The organism is Williamsia sterculiae, from assembly GCF_900156495.1.
In the GTDB taxonomy this organism is placed as follows: Bacteria; Actinomycetota; Actinomycetes; order Mycobacteriales; family Mycobacteriaceae; genus Williamsia_B; species Williamsia_B sterculiae.
In genome coordinates this window covers 555,836-569,832 of the sequence record NZ_FTNT01000001.1, presented here as the reverse complement: position 1 = coordinate 569,832, position 13,997 = coordinate 555,836, and the positions used below count along the sequence as shown (strand labels likewise).

Below are 13,997 nucleotides of genomic sequence, written 5' to 3'. Positions count from 1 at the left end.
AGTGGCCTCTCGAGCCGACCAGTCCCGTCGGTTGGCATCGGCGTCGGTCATCTGGACTGCCGTCAGTCCTCTACATCCACTCCGTGGTCGCGCGCGAGTCCAGCAAGCCCGTCGGCCCAACCCTGACCCAGCGCGCGCAATTTCCAGTCCCCGGCATGGCGGTACACCTCACCCAGAATCATCGCGCGGAACGGTTCATTCCGCGGAGTGAACTTCCACTCAATTCCCGAACAGCTCACGCGGACTTCAAGCCTCGTTTCTGCGAGACTCCCCAATTCGTCGGAGTCGATCGCAGTCACCAGTAACGACCGAGCAACGTCGGTCGGCGCAGCGACGGGACGCAGCACGGCGCGTTCGACCGTTCGGAGCTCCTGACGTGCTTTGCCCATCAGCACCGCGACGCCGTCCGGCTCGACCGGCTGGTTGTAGAACACGAAATCGCGATCACTCCGTACCTGACCGGCCGCGTTCACCAACAGAACGCACAGATCCGTATCGACTTGTCCCGCGGCCGACACGACGACCTCCACTCGGTCCGATGCCGGCTCTGGCAACCGGACGTTCTGACCTGGCGTCAAGACGATGTGGCTCCTCCCCGCTTCGGGAGCAGGCGAGGGGGGCGGCGAGTCCACCGCAGAGTGCTCAGCGCTGTAGTAGTCACGCAGCCACAGAGGAATCGGTGTCAGGGTGAAGGGGTCGTCAACTTGTGCGGGACCAGGCGTGTGTGTGGGCGACGATGCCAGGTGGTCGTCGACGGCCTCCGGGCCGTCAGCAGCAGAGTCGCCGAGATCCTCTGCTGCGTCGATTAGTTCGGAGAGCTGAGGCAACCTGTTGAGCCGCAATGGCTTCAGTGTCGTCGAGTAGTTCCCAGCCGCCGTGACGTTGACGCTGCACTGCACATCTCGTCCCATGTCGAAGATCTTCAGCGCATCATTGCGATCGGACCACTGCGTAGTCTCGACTTCGTCACGCGTCCATGTTCCGAACGCGACCACTCCGAGTCGACCATCCGAGGAGACTCGGGTGATGACCGCTGCGGTGACAGCGGTGATCCCCGGAGCCACCGCAAGTGCCTCGCGGACGCTCGCCACGAGATTGGACGCCAGAATGTGTAACCACCACCCCATCGCCTCCCGCTTGGGGAGCGCTTTCAGCGTTGGCTGCCCGCTGCGGTCAGGACCAATTGTCTGCTGCGGCAAACTGTCGAGGTCTTGCTGACGCATCACGACCGACAGCACGCGTCCGTCGACGCCCACAGCGCAACCCGCGGCAGGGTTGTCGGCAAAGGCCGTGTTCACCGTCTCGATCACGGTGGCCTCGTCGTTATCATGCAAGGCCCTCCACCAGTCGTCGACTTCCGCGACCAGCCGGGAGCGGACCCCCTCAATACGTTGCGTCTCTGTCTGAACGTACGCGGCCGCGTCGTGTTCGGCTGCGACACGTGCCGCCGCTCGTTCGTTGCGCGCGAACCGTCCGACGCCACGCAACCGGATCGCATTCATATCCGCCCGTACCGCCGACTCCGGGATCGGGGGTGGTGGTGCAATGACCGGGTAGACGGGCGCGGGCCACGTCTGCAGGTGCACGCTGACCGATGACATGCGCAGATCGCGTAGCTCCACCATCGCCTGGTGCTTCTGATCTTGCCGCGCAGCCCGTTCGGTAGCTCTTGCCATCTGAGCCATCGAGGGGCCGGTGCGCGTCGACGACCGCCGGGTTGTGGTGCGCCGACCGCGCCCGCGGTGCGACCCACCCAGTGACTGATAGGCATAGAAAGGCCCAAAACCCGTTGAGACCCCAGACCGTCCGCTGCCCACGTGGAGCCGCGCGGCACGCGGCCCGACGGATGCGCGCAACCCCACGAGTGGAGACGCGCACCCGCATCCCGGGGACGCCGACACGAAATCCTAGGGACACGGACTGGCCTGGGGTAGGTACGACTCCGTCAGTACCATTGCGCGACGCCACCGTGGTGTGAGCACGTTCCACTGCGATGCCGACTGTAGCTGACGGACCCGTCCTCGCACAGCGCGCTGGGTCCGCCCGAACTGATCTCCCCTCCTGCGCTGCTCCCCGAATCCGACCCCACAGGTGCGGTGTAGGCGGGAGGCGTGTACGCGGGCGCAGGGGTATACGCCGGCGCCACATGAGTATTGACGTGGTCATCGTCCCGTGGCGGCACGAGCGCCTCGACCGACGCTTCGGACGTCGTCGTGCCCTGGGAGGGCAGCGCACTGGTTTCCAGTGGTGGCTCCGACGTGGCGGTCTCTGACGATGAGGTGGGGGTGTTCGTCGGTGACGCGACGAGCGCAGCTCGAGTGGTCGTCGGCGTCACCACGACCGTCGAGGTGGTCACCGCCACGGTGGCTGCCGTCTTCTGCGGCGCCGGGTCGCTGTGCGGTGTTACCAGTGCGACCACAAGAAAGAAGAGAAACACTGCGCCCACGATGAACGGCCACTTGTGGCGCTTCTTACGCGACGGCGGTGTGGGTGGGCGATCGAAGTTGAATCCGGACAAATCGGGCGGTGGGTACGACATGATCTTGAGGCTTTCTGGATGAGTTGATGCGCACACCACCGGCGCGCCGATCTCCATATCTGTGGGTGCGATCACTCTGTTACAGAGGCACCCATCCCTCAGCACCCGAACGGCCACATGCGTCCGGTGGACAGGCGCCGAGCTGGGCGGCCTCCAGGCACCCTTCGGGGTCATATCGCTGTCGATTCCGTAATGAAACGCGGCAAAGCGCCCTCACCAGCGTGTTCGGCGGGCATCATGCATGTGTGACCGTGGCGCTGATCGCTGTCGGCATTGCCTGCAGGGTGGTGCAACACTGCTCGTTGCCCGGGTGGTCGGCCGGACGATCCACGCACGCGATGCGCTCGACAGGCCGGCGCCGGAGTTACAGCGGGTGCACTGACGCACCTCGGCGACCGCTATCGCTGTCCACCTGGCCAACAGTTGTGATCCGAAGAGACGATGGCGGCACCACTTCGGTCTCCGCTTCGATGGCGACGTGAGTTCTCGTAAGGAGAGACGGAACAAACGACTCGCTCAACGTGCGGGTGCGGCAGTGGCGGTGGGAGCGCTCGGCGTGGGAACCGTCGCGCTCACCACCCACCAGCAGCGTGAGGGGGGACCGCAGCCCGCGCAGGTCGTCGTACGAACGGCTGCCCGGGCGTCCGACGCCGGAATGGTCGTGCCATCGACACCGGTTGCGCCGACCACCACTGGCCGTTGAAGCTCGCCTCCCTGATCAGCCCCCGTCGGAGAACACAAGCGGTCTCACCAGCGGTCAGGCGGGTGTGGCCAGGGTGATGATGTTGTCCTCATATCCCAGTGGGGGTCCGATGAACGGACCACCGCAGGTGACGAGCGCAAGGGTCTCGTCACCATCGAGCCGGTTCAATTCACCGAAAGCATTACTGGGATGGGCTTTGTCGGAGGTCACCGTTCGGGTCACCCGGTAGGTGTGCTGGGCGTGATCTCGGCTCGTGACAGTGACGGTGTCGGCCGGGTGCAGGTCGCCGAAGCGGGATGCAAAACCACTGCCCTGCGCCACGTCGTCGATGTGGCCGGTGATGACGACCGTGCCGTGCCCGGACCCGGGCAACGCGGAGTCGACCCACCACCCCAGTTGATGCACATCTTGCGGCGGCGCCAGAACTCCTCGGTCATCGGTTGCCACGGCCGCGGTGCGCGCGGAGTCATGGCCGATCGTCACGACCTCCGGAGCCGACGCCTCGGTGGCCGTTGCCGCGACCGGCGCCGGGAGGTGTTGTTGCCCGGTGGCGACTGTCGAGTGCGCACCGGAATGCGTCGCGCATCCTGCGGTCAACAACACCGCCCCGCACGTGACCGTGAGCGCACCTACCGCTCGGCCCATCACCGTCGAGTGACCGAACCGGCAGGAATCGACGAGATCAACACCCGGTGGGTCACGTCGCGCGACACCACACGCGATCCGGGTGCGGCAGGATCGGATGTCGGCCGATGGTTCGGGGCTTTCGTGGAGACGCGGGTGAAGGTCACCGAGGCGTCGGTGCCCTCGCCGGGTTTGAGCGTGACGACGGATCCCTCGTGCGCCACCCGATAACCGCTCGGCGCCTGATAGACGTCGACGACGTACTCGGTGCCTTCGGCCCGCACCGGCAGTTGCACCCCGGTCGGGGCGACCACTTGCACGGCGTACCCGTTCATGTCGCTGACGTTGACGATCGCATTCGGTACCAGGGTGCCTGCATCCTGATCCCACGACTCGATGTTGAGCGTGGCCGTGCCTGCTGCGGCCGATGTCTGGACCGGCGTGGTCGGCTCAGGTGACTCCGTCGCGGTCGTCTGCGTCGGAGCGTCGGTCGTTGCCGGGACCTCGGTGGAGGTCGCAGCGGGAATCGACGTGTCCACGGGCGTGGGTGACACCGTGGTTGTGGTGACCGGCTCGGTGGTCTCCGTATCACCCGAGGCGGTGGCCGGACCAACCAGCGCACCTGCCAGCACCGCTGCCGTCATCACCGAGGCGAGCCCAGCTCGTTGTGCCCAAGCGTTTTTCATCATTCCCACCCCAGCTGTCGCCATTGTCGTTCCCGACGCCGGGAACACATCTGGACAGTCGGATATGGCCACAGGCTTCGTTAGCGGCGTTATCAAACCGTGTTGGGGAGGAGGCGATCTCGATACCCCGGCACACTCAGTCGCGCTGACTCACCGGACTCAGCTCCAGCGTGCTCGCCACGGCCTCGTCGGTGACCATGCCGCCCACCGATCGGTCACCGCCACCTCCGTACTTGGCGCGGTACGCGTCGTCGACGGACCGACTGAACCCATCCGGCCCGGCGGACAGTTGCTGCACCGTCACTTCCACGGACACTCCCGGAACGCTGATCCGCGCTCGCCGGGTCCGCACCGCATCGCCATACCAACCCGTGTTGCGGCGATGCCAGGTCCGCACGTACACCGAGCCATCGAGGCAGACCACCCATACCGGCACCTCGATCCGCCACTGACCGCTGCGTCGCTGTGTGGAGATCCGCAGTTCGGCGGTGTCGGCGATCGACTCGAGCTCCTCGGGCGTCCACGGTCGAGTGGCGACCGGACGGGCAGACTCCTCCGGCATCGGACCTCCTCTTCGTACGTCTGGTGATCCACGGTAGCGCGACGAAGCCCACCCCCTTCAGATCGTTCTGAGCACAAGCAGTGACCGAATGACCGATTCGTGGCGATGATGTTTGCCTGCGCCGCCATCGGCCGGGTGGCCGACTCAACCGGCCGCATGTGCACGCGTCCTCCGCTGCTGTCTGAAAGTGACCAATGTCTGATCTTCGTAGTTCCATCGAGAGTGCCGACAAGAACCATCGCCGCCGCTGGCCCTGGTTTGTCCTGGCGCTCATCGTCGTGATCGTTGTGGTGGTGGTCATTGTCGTCAGCGTGTCCGGTGGCAGCTCATCCGACACCGCGTCGTCCGACAACAAACCGGTCAGCGGCGGCACCCTGAATTTCTCATTGATCGACTACCAGCGCAGCCCGGATCCCCAACTCGGAACCAACTACGCCGAATCCCTCATTGCCAGCAACGTCACAGACAAGTTGCTGTGGCAGGACCCGAAAACCGGTGAATTGACCCCCTGGCTTGCGACCAAGTGGCAGTACAACCCGCAGCTCACCGAGTTCACCTTCACCCTGCGTGATGGTGTCACCTTCAGTGACGGCGCACCTTTCAACGCCGAGGCGGTGAAGCTGAACTTCGACCAGTACATCAAGGGTGATGCAGCGTTGGACATCAAGCCCAACGGCGCCCCACTGTTTCCCGGTTACCTCGGAACCGACGTGATCGACGATCACACGGTCAAGCTGCGGTTCTCCAAACCACTGGCCAGCGCGCTACAGGCGACGTCTTTCACCGGTAATGCCGGCCCGGGGTTCCTGTCCCCCAACACACTCAAGCTGACCGGCGCACAACGCTCCGCCGATGTGACCAAGGTCGTCGGTACGGGCCCGTTCGTCTACCAGAGTTGGAAGCCGCAGGTCGAGACCGTGGTGGTACGACGCAAGGGGTACAACTGGGCGCCGCCTGCGCTCAAGCATCAGGGCGAGGCCTATCTGGACAAGATCGTCTTCCGCTCCATCCCCGAGTCCAGCGTGCGTACCGGATCGCTCACCTCGCACGCTGTCGACGCCACCCTCGACGTCGGGACCACGGACGAGAAATCCCTCTCCGCACAGGGATTCAAGATCATCTCCCGACCGGTGTCCGGCACAGCGATCTTCTTCAACTTCAACTCACAGCTCTTCCCCACCAACGACATCGCGGTGCGCAAGGCCATCCAGCTCGGGTGGAACCGTGACGCGGTGACCAAGACCGTGCTCACACCGTCGTATTCGGTGGCCACGTCGGTGCTGCTGCCGTCGGTTCCCGGTTACGTCGACTACAGCAAGTCCGTCCTGAACTACAAGCCGGAGGAAGCAGCGAAGCTGCTCGACGACGCCGGATGGAAGACCGGCCCCGACGGGATCCGGGTCAAGGACGGCCGCCGCCTGGCAATCAAGACGCTCGGGATCAACAACCTGGTGGTCAACAGCCCGGCGTATCAATCCATTCAGCAGGACCTCAAGAAGATCGGCATCGACCTGCAGCTCACGGTTCTACCCATCCCCGACTACACCGCCCAGCAGGCCAAGGCCAAGGCCGATTGGAACATCGTCGCGGCCAACCGCTCCCGTGACGACGCCTCCGTGTTGAACCTGCAGTACAACCCGCAGAACGGCAACGGCAACTACCTGGACGCGAACTCCACCGGCGTCAACGTCGCCGAGGTCACCGACGCACTCGAGCGCATCGAGACCACCCTCGACACCGACCAGCGCAACAAGTACACCGCTGCGGCACAGGATCTGTTGGTCCAGAAATACGCGTTGGTCAACCCGGTCTACAACCCGTCGCAGGTGATCGCCCACGCACCGTCGGTGCACGGCATCGTGTTCGACGCACAGTCCCGCAACACCTTCGTCGACACTTGGAAGGCGGGTGACAAGTAGCCACGATGACCAGATACATCGCCCTGCGCGTGGGCCGCGCCCTGTTCGTGGTGTGGTCTGCCTTCACCCTCACCTTCGTGCTGCTGTACGTGCTACCGGCCAATCCTGTCGACCTGCTGTTCGACCCCGCCTCGATCAACTCCATCCCGCCCGAGGTGAAGGCCAAGGTCGCACACAGCTACGGCTTCGACAATCCGATAGTGCTGCAGTATTTCTCCCGTCTAGGGCACTTCCTGCGGTTCGACTTCGGCACCTCGGTACAGTCCGGGCAGTCGGTGGTCGGTGCCATCGGGGCCGCGTTACCGCAGACGCTGATCCTGTCGGTCTGCGCGCTCACCCTGGCCGTGCTCATCGCGTTCGCGGTGGCGATCGCGGCCACCGCCGGCCGACAGGCCTGGTTGCGGGGACTGATCGAATCCCTGCCGACCGTGGCGGTGTCGGTACCGGTGTTCCTGTCCGGGATCCTGCTGTTGCAGATCTTCGCCTTCCGCCTCGGTTGGTTCCCGGCCTTCGGCAACGACGGCTGGCGCAGCCTGGTGCTACCGACCATCACCCTCGCCGTGCCGGTGTCCGGGCCCATCGCGCAGCTGCTGGTCCGCAGCTTCGGCACCGAACTGCAGTCGGGATACGTGGTCACCAGCTACGCCAAGGGTGCCGACAAGATACAGGTGTTGACCAAGGACGTGTTCCGCAACGCCAGCCTGCCCGCCCTCACCATTGCCGGCATCACGTTCGGCAACCTGATCGCCGCGTCGGTGATCACCGAGACCGTCTTCGCCCGCAGCGGTGTGGGTCGGTTGACACAGTCGGCGATCAGTACCCTCGACGTCCCACTGGTCCAGGGTCTGGTGGTCCTGGTCGCGCTGATCTTCGCGGCCATCAACCTGGTGGTCGACCTGGTCTATCCGCTGCTGGACCCGCGCCTGCGGACTCCGCTGCTGACGGCGGTGGCGAGGTGACACGATGACCGCATCTCAGGTGGAGACCCTCGCCCTGACACCCCCGCCCTCCCCCGTCGGTGCAGGGCTGCGCACCGCGGTGACGGATCTGACCCGTAAGCCGGTTCTTATCATCGCCTGGGTGGTGGTCCTGACCGCGATCGGCTGGGCCGTGGTTCCGGGCCTCTTCACCCACTACAGCCCGTTCGACGGTAACCCGGATGCCAGCTTCCTCGCACCGTACGCGCAGCACTGGTTCGGCACCGATCGGCTGGGGCGCGACATGTTCGCGCGCAGCGTATTCGGGGCCCGCACCACGCTGGCATCCACCTTGCTGGCCGTTCTCATCGCCTTCGGCGTCGGCACCCTGCTGGGACTGGTGGCCGGGTTCGCCCGCGGTGTGGTCGACACCGTCATCATGCGCTGCGTCGACGTGTTCCTCGCCATCCCCAGCCTGCTGCTGGCGATGGTCGTGGTCTCGGTGCTCGGTTACTCCACCTACAACGTCGCGCTGGCCGTCGGGATCTCGTCCATCGCGTCGTTCGCCCGGGTGATGCGCGCGGAGGTGATGACCGTCGCCTCGCGCGACTACGTCCAGGCCGCATACGGGCTGGGGGTCCGGCGGCTCGCGGTGGTCGTCAAACACGTGGTGCCGAATTCGCTGAACTCCGTGCTGGCGCTGGCCGCAGTGGAGGTCGGCACCGCCATCCTCGCCGTCGCGAGCCTGGGTTTCCTCGGGTACGGCGCACCACCACCGCAGCCCGAGTGGGGCCTGCTGGTTTCCGAGGGTCGTGACTACGTCGCGTCGTCGTGGTGGGTGTCGATCCTGCCAGGGGCGTCGCTGGCGATCGTCGTGATCGCCACCCACCGCATCAGCGTCTCCTTCCGAAAGGCCAGGGTCTCATGACCGATCACACCGCCGAACCGCTGCTCGATATCTCGTCGTTGTCGGTGGACTACCGCACTCGACGGCAGTGGGCGACCGCCGTCGACGACGTGGACATCAGCGTGCACGCGGGAGAGTTCGTCTCCCTCGTGGGCGAGTCCGGGTCCGGTAAGACGTCGGTGGTGTTGGCCTCGCTGGGTCTGCTCCCAGGGAACGCGCGTATCCGGCAGGGTCGCATCGCCTACGACACCGTCGACGTCACCGGGTGGAACGAGCGTCGGATGTCGCTGGTACGCGGCAACTACGTCGGCTTCATCCCACAGGATCCCAACACGTCGTTGAATCCCGTCAAGCGGATCGGTCGTCAGGTGGTGGAGGCGGTCCGGTTCAATCAACCCAAACGTCGACCCACGCCGCTGAGGGGCGAGGTGGGCAGGGACGAGGCCCTGCAGGCACTGCGTACGGCCGGTCTGGCCGACGCCGAGCGCGTCTTCGACCAGTTCCCGCACGAACTCAGCGGCGGCATGAAACAACGCGCCCTGATCGCCATCGCGCTGGCAGGCAACCCGAAGGTCATCGTCGCCGACGAGCCGACCAGTGCCCTCGATGTCACCGTGCAGCGTCGCATCCTCGACCACCTGGTCGGACTCGGCAGCGACCTGGGCATCGGCGTGCTGCTGATCACCCACGACCTCGGGGTGGCGTTGGAACGCTCCGACCGGATCCTGGTCATGCGGCACGGCCGTATCGTCGACTCCGGAACCCCGGACGCCGTGGCGACGCAGGCCACCGACGACTACACCCGCCGGCTGCTGGCCGCCGCACCGGCACGACACTCCGGACGGTTACAGCCGACCAGCGGGCGCGCCGACTCCCGTGTCGAGACCGACGACATCCTGGTCGCACAGGGCATCTCGCGTACCTATCGGTCCCGCGTACGTGGGGCCGAGCACACCGTGAATGCGCTCGCCTCGGTCGACCTCACGCTGCGCCGCGGCACCACCCACGCGATCGTCGGTGAGTCGGGGGCCGGGAAGTCGACACTGGCGCGCATCGTCGCCGGGTTGGCGACTCCCGACGCCGGATCCGTGCGGATCGACGGCAACGAGCTGACCACCCTGCGCGGCGACGACCTCCGTCAGGTCCGGCGCAACCTGCAGTTCGTGTTCCAGAACCCGTTCACCTCGCTCGATCCCCGGTATTCGGTGGCGCGGATCATCTCCGAACCCCTCGTCGCCTTCGGTCTGGGCGGTGGCAAGGACGGCCGTAGAGAGCGGGTCGGCGAACTCCTCGATGCCGTGTCCTTGCCCCCGGAGGTCGCTCGGAGGCAGCCGGGCGAGCTGTCGGGCGGCCAGCGGCAACGCGTCGCCATCGCCCGGGCGCTCGCCGTGCAACCCGAGGTATTGGTCCTCGACGAGGCGGTCAGTGCGCTCGACGTGTCGGTGCAGGCGCAGATCCTGCAGTTGCTCGTCGATCTCCAGTCCGAGCGTGGACTGAGCTACGTCTTCGTCACCCACGATCTCGGCGTGGTGCGAATGATCGCCGACGACGTGACGGTGATGAAGGACGGCCAGGTGGTCGAGACGGGTTCCGTCGGTGCGGTGTTCGACGGTTCCGAACACGCCTACACTCGCGAGCTGATTGCCGCCATTCCCGGGACACCGGTGGAGACTTCAGCCCACCTGCGCTCCGCCTGACACCGCCACGCCGCGCGCAGCAGGCAAGCCGAGGCGGCCCCGTAGCGTCGGCTCGGTGTAGTCACGCCGGAACAGGCCACGCTGCTGCAGGATCGGCACCACCAACCGGGTGAAGTTGGGCAGGTCGACGGCGGTATCGGCGGGCATGATGGTGAAACCGTCGGCAGCACCGGCGGCGAACCACTCCTGCAGATCGTCGGCCACCTGCTCGGCGGAACCCACCAGCAGCCGATGCCCCGCACCCCCGGCGCTGGCCACGATCAGTTCCCGCGGGGTGTGCGGTCGTTCGGCGATCAACGCGCGCGTCGACACGGCGAAGCCCGTCGAGAACGCCGACGGCGGGAGGTCGGCGGGCAAGTCGTCCGAGGTGATCGGGTCGTCGGGACCGAAATCGGTTGCCGACAGTCCCAAGCCGTCCACGAGTTGTCTCGCCAACCGTTCGATGGGCAAGGTGTCGGCCAACTCCGCAAGGCGCCGTTGGGCGGCCTCCGCGGTCTCGTCCACCAGCACCACCACACCCAAGGAGACCTTGACGTCGTCGGGGTGCCGACCCGCCGCCCCGGCACGCGCACGGATGTCCCGACGGAAAGCGACAGCCTTGGAACGGGTCTGAGCCACGGTGAAGACCACGTCGGCAAAGTCACCGGCCAGCTTCAATCCGCCCTCCGAACCACCGGCCTGGACCAGGACCGGTCGACCCTGCGGACCGGCGGCCACCGGGAGCGGGCCCGCGACGGAGAAGAACTCACCGTGGTGGTCGATGCGGTGCACCTTCTCCGGGTCGCCGTACCGGCCCGATCCCTTGTCGGCGACCAACCAGTCGGTCTCCCAGCTGTCCCACAGTTTGGTCACCACGTCCAGGAATTCCCACGCACGCCGGTACCGGGTCACCTTGTCGGGATGGTCGTCGAGACCGAAGTTGGCGGCCGCGGCGGGGGTCCCGGTGGTCACGATGTTCACCGCAGCCCGACCCTTCGTCACGTGGTCGAGGGCCTGGAATCGGCGGGCCAGGTTATAGGGCGAGTTGTAGGTGGTCGAGCTGGTGATCACCACACCCAGCTGGTCGGTGACCGCGGCGATATGACCCAGCAGGATCAACGGATCTATACCGCTGCCCGGCGCGTCACCGATCTCTCCCCGCAACGCGGGACCGTCGCCGAGGAACACGGCGTCGATCTTCGCCGCCTCCGCCAACCTCGCCAGCCGAACGAAGTGGTCGATGTCCAGGTAGGCCAACGGGTCGGCGTGCGGCAGTCGCCATGCCTGGCGAAAATGACCGGGTGTCATCAACGACAGGTTCAGGTGCAGACTCACGGTGTTGCCCTTCTCCCGAGGTCCCCCTCTGACCGGGGCGTCCAGCCCAGCGCGGGTGCGAGATCTCTGGCTCCGGCCTCCAGCAGGCGCAGATGTTCGCCGAGATCGGGAACACCGGGTACGAAGCTGATCAGCAGATCGGTGGCATGGCGCAACGCGGGATCCTCGGACAGCTCACCCGCCAGCTCCTCGCTCGGTCCGATCAGGGCGTGATCGGCGACGAGGTACTCCTCCACCGAACCTGTGTGACTCGGCGCCCCCGTGGAACTCCAGCTCTGCCAGCGGCGCACACCGGGAGTGACCAGTCGGATCGCCTCGTCACGATCCTCGTGCGGGTACACCGCCCGCGAGACCTGCACGCGCGGTTCCCGGTCGGTCGGCGCCCACGCCTCCCGGTACGCCTCGACCCACTCCGCCTGACGTTGCTGCGCTTCGCGGGTGGTGCCCCCACCGAACGTGTGCGCACGTGACAGCTGCAACCCGTCCCCGGCGCGGGCCGCCGCCTGCGCAGCCGACTTCGCGTGCTCGGGAGCACTGGTGGTGGCCTGCCACAACCGTGACCGCAACCCCGGCGCGGGTGGGTGCAGGCGCTCGTGCAGCGAGTTGAGCGGGCGGCCGTCGAGGACGTCGTGCAGTCTGTTCACCGACTCCTCGTACAGCTGATGCCGTGCGGTGAGGTCCTTGCCGAAGGCTTCCCAGGCACCGGTGAACGGACCGGACCCGATTCCCAGTTCCAGTCGTCCACCAGCGATCTCGTCCAGGGTCGCGGCATCCTCGGCCACCCGCAGCGGGTCCTCCAGCGGGAGCACCAGCACACCGGTTCCCAGACCGATCCGCCGGGTGTGCTGGGCGATCGCCGCGAGCACCACCAAGGGTGCGGACACGTGCTCGTTGCCCTGCCGGAAGTGTCGTTGGATCACCCACCCGGAGTCGTAACCGAGGTGTTCGGCGGCGACGAACAGTTCGATGGCCTGCCGGTAGGCGGTCGCCGGGTCCAGATCGTTGTCGAGATGCAGGAGGAAGTTGAGGCGGAAGGGTCGTCCGTCGGGCACCCCCGCCCCGATCAGCGCACCGGCGGGTGCGGTCACCGGTTCAGTCCGGTGCCGTCGACGCCGTGCTCGTCGATGATGGCGAGCTCGGCGTCGGTCAACGGCGCGAAGTCCAGCGCGCGCACGTTGTGGTCCAGCTGCGCGGTGGAACTCGCCCCGACCAACGCCGAGGTCACCGCCGGTCGCCGCAACACCCACTGCAGGGCCAACTGTGCCAGCGACTGTCCCCGTGCCTCGGCGAGCTTGTTCAGTTCGGCGGCCCGGCTCCGGTAGGTGTCGGTGATCACGTCCGGGCTGAGGAAGGTGCTGTTCACCGCACGCGCACCGTCGGGGATCGTCTCGAGGTACTTGTCGGTCAGCAGACCCTGCGCCAACGGTGAATACACGACGAGACCGAAACCGTCGCTCTCGGCGAGATCGAGTAGTCCGTTGCGTTCGATGGTGCGGTCGAAGATCGAGTAGCGGGGTTGGTGGACGAGCAACGGGACACCGGCCGCCGCCAGCAGGTCGGCGATCCTGTGTGCTTGATCGGTGGGGTAGTTCGAGATGCCCACGTAGAGCGCCTTGCCCTGTTGCACCGCCGCGGCCAACGCCGCGACGGTCTCCTCGATCGGCGTCGTTTCGTCCGGCCGGTGGTGGTAGAAGATGTCGACGTAGTCGGTGCCGAGGTCGCGGAGGCTGTGTTCCAGCGAGTTCAACAACGTCTTCCGGGAACCGCCCTTGAGATAGGGGCTCGGACCGATGGGGTTGCCCGCCTTGGTCGACAGCACGATCTCGTCGCGGTGCGGTGCGAGGTCGGATGCGAGCACCTTGCCGAAGTTCTGCTGTGCGGCGCGATGCGGCGGTCCGTACCGATCCGCGTTGTCGAAGTGGGTGATGCCGAGGTCGAAGGCGTGCAGGATGATCTCGCGCTGCGTCTGGAACGGGTAGTCCGTTCCAAATTTCTGCCACAGTCCGAACGAGAAAGCCGGCAGGTCGAGACCCGACTTCCCGGCCCGCCGGAAGGTGCTGCTCTCATACCGGTCCGGTGCGGCGGTGTAGGTGGTCTCGAATGTTCCGTACGACATGTCTCGGTTGAAC

At 66.2% G+C, this 13,997-nt stretch carries 12 protein-coding genes; 4 read left to right on the top strand and 8 right to left on the bottom strand.

The window, feature by feature from the left end; all coding sequences use genetic code 11:
• Positions 1-62: 62 nt before the first annotated feature.
• The 5 genes from BW971_RS02500 to BW971_RS02480 all read right to left on the bottom strand — a co-directional run bounded on the left by BW971_RS02500 (position 63) and on the right by BW971_RS02480 (position 5,114).
• Positions 63-1,676 (bottom strand): TerD family protein, encoded by a 1,614-nt coding sequence (locus BW971_RS02500; RefSeq protein WP_234974190.1) that lies wholly within the window; start codon positions 1,674-1,676, stop codon positions 63-65.
• Between the two features lie 269 nt (positions 1,677-1,945).
• Positions 1,946-2,596: a DUF3761 domain-containing protein gene (locus BW971_RS21620; protein WP_200799338.1), complete on the bottom strand. Its 651-nt coding sequence runs from the start codon at positions 2,594-2,596 to the stop codon at positions 1,946-1,948.
• 700 nt (positions 2,597-3,296) lie between these two features.
• Entirely contained in the window at positions 3,297-3,887 is a 591-nt protein-coding gene (locus BW971_RS02490; RefSeq protein WP_083709181.1) for a class F sortase, read from the bottom strand.
• Positions 3,887-4,552 carry a hypothetical protein gene (locus BW971_RS02485; RefSeq protein ID WP_143690166.1) on the bottom strand — a complete coding sequence of 222 codons (666 nt, stop codon included), beginning with the start codon at positions 4,550-4,552 and terminating at the stop codon, positions 3,887-3,889. Before BW971_RS02485 ends, BW971_RS02490 begins: the two co-directional genes overlap by 1 nt.
• Positions 4,553-4,688: 136 nt before the next feature.
• Positions 4,689-5,114 (bottom strand): DUF2255 family protein, encoded by a 426-nt coding sequence (locus BW971_RS02480; RefSeq protein ID WP_076476120.1) that lies wholly within the window; start codon positions 5,112-5,114, stop codon positions 4,689-4,691.
• A gap of 194 nt (positions 5,115-5,308) precedes the next feature.
• Between BW971_RS02480 and BW971_RS02475 the strand changes: the two genes are divergently transcribed.
• Genes BW971_RS02475 through BW971_RS02460 form a run of 4 tightly spaced genes read left to right on the top strand, consistent with a single transcriptional unit; the run spans position 5,309 to position 10,554 of the window.
• Positions 5,309-7,033 carry an ABC transporter substrate-binding protein gene (locus BW971_RS02475; RefSeq protein WP_083709180.1) on the top strand — a complete coding sequence of 575 codons (1,725 nt, stop codon included), beginning with the start codon at positions 5,309-5,311 and terminating at the stop codon, positions 7,031-7,033.
• A gap of 5 nt (positions 7,034-7,038) precedes the next feature.
• The gene (locus BW971_RS02470) at positions 7,039-7,992 is read left to right on the top strand and encodes an ABC transporter permease (protein WP_076476118.1); all 954 of its coding nucleotides are present in this window, start codon (positions 7,039-7,041) and stop codon (positions 7,990-7,992) included.
• A gap of 4 nt (positions 7,993-7,996) precedes the next feature.
• Positions 7,997-8,878: an ABC transporter permease gene (locus tag BW971_RS02465; protein WP_076476116.1), complete on the top strand. Its 882-nt coding sequence runs from the start codon at positions 7,997-7,999 to the stop codon at positions 8,876-8,878.
• Entirely contained in the window at positions 8,875-10,554 is a 1,680-nt protein-coding gene (locus BW971_RS02460) for a dipeptide ABC transporter ATP-binding protein (protein WP_076476114.1), read from the top strand. The genes BW971_RS02465 and BW971_RS02460 overlap by 4 nt, the downstream gene beginning before the upstream one ends.
• Here the strand turns inward: BW971_RS02460 and BW971_RS02455 are convergent.
• Genes BW971_RS02455 through BW971_RS02445 form a run of 3 tightly spaced genes read right to left on the bottom strand, consistent with a single transcriptional unit; the run spans position 10,531 to position 13,984 of the window.
• Positions 10,531-11,868, bottom strand: a complete 1,338-nt coding sequence (locus BW971_RS02455) for an NtaA/DmoA family FMN-dependent monooxygenase (RefSeq protein ID WP_234974188.1) — start codon at positions 11,866-11,868, stop codon at positions 10,531-10,533. The genes BW971_RS02460 and BW971_RS02455 overlap by 24 nt on opposite strands.
• A complete protein-coding gene (locus BW971_RS02450; RefSeq protein WP_076476112.1) occupies positions 11,865-12,956 on the bottom strand; it encodes an LLM class flavin-dependent oxidoreductase in 1,092 nt (363 codons plus the stop codon). The genes BW971_RS02455 and BW971_RS02450 overlap by 4 nt, the downstream gene beginning before the upstream one ends.
• Positions 12,953-13,984 carry an aldo/keto reductase gene (locus tag BW971_RS02445; RefSeq protein ID WP_076476110.1) on the bottom strand — a complete coding sequence of 344 codons (1,032 nt, stop codon included), beginning with the start codon at positions 13,982-13,984 and terminating at the stop codon, positions 12,953-12,955. Before BW971_RS02445 ends, BW971_RS02450 begins: the two co-directional genes overlap by 4 nt.
• Positions 13,985-13,997 lie beyond the last annotated feature (13 nt).